Raw genomic sequence first — 4333 nt, forward strand, 5'->3', positions numbered from 1 at the left:
CACGCGCGGCCGCGATTGAGGAGAGACGTGGATGCCCGGGTCAAGTCCGGGCATGACGGAGTGTGTGATAATTATCCCCGCAAAATCGCCAGCGCCAAGGCCTGCGCGCGCGGCACGATGCTGTCGAGCTCGAGATATTCCTCCGGCGTGTGCGCGAGGCCGCCGACGGGCCCGACGCCGCAGATCGTCGGCGTGCCGACCGCGGCGGTGAAGCCGGAATCGGCGCAGCCGCCGGCAAATTCACCTGCAAGTGTCGCAAGGCCGACCTGCCTCGCGGCCGCCTGATAGTCCTCGAACAGGGCTTTCGAGCTCTCGCTCTGCACGACCGGCAGGAACTCGCCCCGGATCGTCAGCACGGCGCTGGTGCCGGGAACATAGGACGTGGCGATGATCTTCGCGATCGCGGCCAGCATCTTTTCGCGATCTTCGGCCGCGACGTAGCGCAGGTCGATCTGGCCTTCGGCGCTGGGCGCCGTCGTGTTGACCGACTGGCCGCCGGAGACCAGCCCGACATTCAGGGTGATTCCTTTCGCCAGATCGGTCAGCGCGTGAATCTGCACGATCTTGTGCGCGAGCTCGCCGATCGCACTGATGCCGGCGGCGAAATTGCCGCCGGAATGCGCGGCCTTGCCGGTGATGGCGAAGTGCATGAAGACGCCGCCCTTGCGGCTCGTGACCACGTTGCCGCTGGGCCGTCCGGGCTCCGAATTGAAGACGCAGCGCGCAGCCCGTCCCTCGCGCTCGATCACCGGCCGCGACGACGGCGAGCCGATCTCCTCGTCCGACGTGATCAGGACCCTGATCGGGTGCGGGTTGCCGCCGAAGCGCTGGAAGGCCGCGGCCACGAACGCGTTCATGACGAGGCCGGCCTTCATGTCCGCGACGCCGGGACCATAAGCGCGATCATCCCTGATCGTGAAGGGGCGGCGCCCGGCCTCGCCCTTCGGAAACACCGTATCGCGATGTCCCATCAACAGGATCGGCTTCTCGTTGCTGCCGGGCTTTGCCACGGCCGCATGGAGGGCGTCGCCATGGGTGTCGCTCGGCTCCCGCCAGCTCGGGATGCCGTGCTCGGCAAAGTGCCGCTCGAACCGCGCGCCGACGGCGTCGACGCCGGTCTTGTCGAAGGAGCCGGAGTCGATGTTCACGACCTCGCGCAACAGGTCGATCATCGCCTGCCGCTGCGAGGCCAGCCAATCCGTGATTTGAGCGTCCAGCATCGTCACCTCGAACATACCAATGGTGCGATGCTTATAGGGCCTGGCGCGTCCACGACCTAGTCGTCAGACGCGGGCCGGTCATGAGGAGTTCTCGGTGTCATCGCCCGACTTGATCGGGCGATCCAGCATTCCAGAGACAGACGTGCTTGAGGAGAGAGGCCGCGGCGTGCTGGATGCCCGGTCCCGCCTACGCCGAAGGGTTCGGCAGGCGCGGCGTTATCCCGTCGCTGCGCGCTGATACTCGCCGGCATTGGGCGGCGGGACCGCTACGCCGCCGTCGGCATATTCGTTCAGCTTGTTGCGCAGGGTGCGGATGGAGATGCCCAGAATGTTGGCGGCGTGGGTGCGGTTGCCGAGGCAGTGCTTCAGCGTTTCCAGGATCAGGTCGCGCTCGACGTCGGCGACCGTTCTGCCGACCAGCGCGCGGGTGACCTGCTCGGCGGCCTGGGTCGCGTGCGCGACGGCCGGCTGGGTCTTGGCGATGTCGAGGCGGTCGCCGTCCGGTGTCAGGATGGCCTCGGGCCCGATCTCGTCGCCCTGCGCCAGCAGCACGGCGCGGTGCATGGTGTTCTCCAGCTCGCGGACGTTGCCCGGCCAGCGGTTGGTGGCGAGCACGCGCCGCGCCTCGGCCGAGATCGGCCGCGCCGGCACGCCGTTGGCTTCGGCATATTTCCTGGCGAAGTGCTGCGCCAATTCGAGGACGTCGGCCGGCCGCTCGCGAAGCGGCGGCAGCTTCAGGTTCACCACGTTGAGGCGGAACAGCAGGTCCTCGCGGAAGGTGCCCGCGCGCACGGCTTCCGCCAGGTTGCGGTTCGAGGTCGCGACGATGCGGATGTCGACCGGCACCGGGCGGGTGCTGCCGACCCGGTCGATCACGCGCTCCTGGATCGCGCGGAGCAGCTTGGATTGCAGACGGACGTCCATCTCGGAGATTTCGTCGAGCAGCAGCGTGCCGCCGGAGGCCTCCTCGAATTTGCCGATGCGCCGCGCCACGGCGCCGGTGAAGGCGCCCTTCTCGTGGCCGAACAGTTCGGATTCCAGAAGATGCTCCGGGATCGCCGCGCAGTTGATCGAGATGAACGGCTTCCTGGCGCGGGCGGAGCGGGAATGCAGGTAGCGCGCCAGCACCTCCTTGCCGGTGCCGGATTCGCCGGTGATCATCACGGACGCTTCGGAGCCCGCGACCTGCTGGGCAAGTTTGATCACTTTGGCCATCGCCTCGTCGCGATAGATCAGCTCGCGGGAATCGTTGGCGACCGCGCCGAGCACCGCTGCGATCAGCTCGGGATCCGGCGGCAGCGGGATGTATTCCTTGGCGCCGGCATGGATCGCGGCGACCGCGGCGCGGGCGTCGGAGGAGATGCCGCAGGCGACGATCGGCACGTGGATGTGCTCGGCCTCCAGCCGCATCACGAGATCGCGGATGTCGAGGCTGACATCGACCAGCAGCAGGTCGGCGCCCTTGCCGCCGCGCAGCACCGCCATCGCCTGATCGTTGTTCTCCGCGTGGGTGACCGAGGCGCCTTTTTCCATGGCGATCTTGGTGGCCGCGGTGAGCTGCCCCTTGAGGGTGCCGACGATGAGAAGCCGCATGTTGTTCTCCTGTTGCCGTGGACGCGTGCTTTCGCGCCGTTAATCAGTTTTGTTTGAGCATGATCTTTTCGGAAAACCGGTGCCCACTTTTCCGGATCATGCTCTAGCTGCGATCCGCCTTGATGATTTCCGTCATGGTGACGCCGAGCTTGTCCTCGACCAGTACGACCTCGCCGCGCGCCACCAGGCGGTTGTTGACGTAAATGTCGATGGCCTCGCCGACCCGCCGGTCGAGCTCCAGCACGGTGCCGGGCCCGAGCTTCAGCAACTGCCCGACGTCCATTTTCGAACGGCCGAGCACGGCCGAGACCTGCACCGGAACGTCGAACACCGCTTCCAGGTCGGAGGCGATGCGGGCGGCGTTGTCCTCGTCGTTGTAGACAACGTCGCCAGGCGTCGAGGCGTCGACGGCATTGAGGTCGGGAAGCGGGACCTGTGAATCGGTGTCGCTCATGATTTCTCCCCGGTCCGGGACGCCATGTAGCGCCCGACAAGCTCGCCGATCTTGGCTTCGATCCCCGCGCGCTCCAGCACGATGCCGCCATCGGCCCATTCGATCCGGCAGTCGCCGGTCGCGATCTCGGGCTCGGCGAGGATCACGAGCCGGCCGGCGAAGCCGCTCTGTTTCGCCAGCCGCTCGATCATCTCATGCGCCGGCTCGTAGAGAGCCTCGTTGATGCGCACCACGAGATGCGGCGTGGCGACGAGCTGCGCGAAACAATCGCGCACCAGGCCGGTCACCTCGCCGAGCGGCTCGGCCTCGACCAGCGCGCTGCACAGCTTGCGGGCGACCGCGACCGCGACGTCGACCGCCTCGGTCTCCATCCTGCCCTCGACGCCGCCCAGCCGCGCGGCGATGCCCTGCATGGTGATCTTGATCTCTTCCAGCGCCAGAGCGATGCGGCGGTCGCTTTCGGCCTTGGCTTCGCGCTGCCCGGCGTCGAAACCGTTGCGGTAGGCCGCCGCCTCGGCGGCGGCGACCTTCTGCGCGACTTCGGCTGCGCTGGCTGCCTTTTCGCGCGATTTGCTCGGCGCGGAGAAGTCGGTGTCGAACAGGAATTTCGCGGGCGCGGTCATCAGTACACCAGCTCGTCGTCGGCGCGGTTCTTGGTCAGCGTGATTTCGCCCTTGGCGGCGAGGTCCTTGGCGAGGTTGACCAGGAGCGCCTGCGCCTCGTCGACGTCGCGCAGCCGGACCGGGCCCATCGCGGCCATGTCGTCGAGCAGCATCTTGCCGGCGCGCGAGGACAGGTTGCCGAGGAAGAAAGCCTTGACCTCCTCGTTGGCGCTCTTCAGCGCGACCCCGAGCTTGTCCTTGTCGATGTTGCGCATCAGCGTCTGCGCCGAGCCGGAATCCAGCTTGATCAGGTCGTCGAAGGTGAACATCAGCGCCTTGATGCGCTCGGCCGATTCACGGTTCTCCTCTTCCAGCGCGGTGATGAAGCGGGTTTCGGTCTGGCGATCGAAATTGTTGAAGATTTCCGCCATCGCCTCGTGCGGATCGCGGCGGCGGGTCTGCGC

The 4333-nt window shown here is 67.0% G+C and carries 5 protein-coding genes; all 5 read right to left on the bottom strand.

Annotated features, from left to right (window positions below; genetic code table 11):
* Window positions 1–71: 71 nt before the first annotated feature.
* Window positions 72–1220, bottom strand: a complete 1149-nt coding sequence (locus JOY90_RS04240) for a M20 family metallopeptidase (RefSeq protein ID WP_291689908.1) — start codon at window positions 1218–1220, stop codon at window positions 72–74.
* 216 nt (window positions 1221–1436) lie between these two features.
* Entirely contained in the window at window positions 1437–2813 is a 1377-nt protein-coding gene (locus tag JOY90_RS04245; protein WP_291689909.1) for a sigma-54 dependent transcriptional regulator, read from the bottom strand.
* A gap of 103 nt (window positions 2814–2916) precedes the next feature.
* Complete coding sequence (gene fliN / locus JOY90_RS04250) at window positions 2917–3267, bottom strand: flagellar motor switch protein FliN (protein WP_291689910.1); 351 nt, start codon at window positions 3265–3267, stop codon at window positions 2917–2919.
* Window positions 3264–3890, bottom strand: coding sequence for a FliH/SctL family protein (locus JOY90_RS04255; protein WP_291689911.1), 627 nt, complete (start codon window positions 3888–3890; stop codon window positions 3264–3266). Before JOY90_RS04255 ends, fliN begins: the two co-directional genes overlap by 4 nt.
* Window positions 3890–4333: FliG C-terminal domain-containing protein (locus tag JOY90_RS04260; RefSeq protein ID WP_291689912.1), on the bottom strand; the 444-nt coding region annotated here is incomplete at its 5' end. The genes JOY90_RS04255 and JOY90_RS04260, both read right to left, overlap by 1 nt.

It is taken from the genome of Bradyrhizobium sp. (assembly GCF_019242285.1).
In the GTDB taxonomy this organism is placed as follows: Bacteria; Pseudomonadota; Alphaproteobacteria; order Rhizobiales; family Xanthobacteraceae; genus Bradyrhizobium.

Bases quoted from the DNA above. Each gene is read 5' to 3' on its own strand.
- JOY90_RS04255 (WP_291689911.1), bottom strand. From the start codon at position 3,890: ATGACCGCGCCCGCGAAATTCCTGTTCGACACCGACTTCTCCGCGCCG.
- JOY90_RS04240 (WP_291689908.1), bottom strand. From the start codon at position 1,220: ATGCTGGACGCTCAAATCACGGATTGGCTGGCCTCGCAGCGGCAGGCG.
- JOY90_RS04245 (WP_291689909.1), bottom strand. From the start codon at position 2,813: ATGCGGCTTCTCATCGTCGGCACCCTCAAGGGGCAGCTCACCGCGGCC.
- fliN (WP_291689910.1), bottom strand. From the start codon at position 3,267: ATGAGCGACACCGATTCACAGGTCCCGCTTCCCGACCTCAATGCCGTC.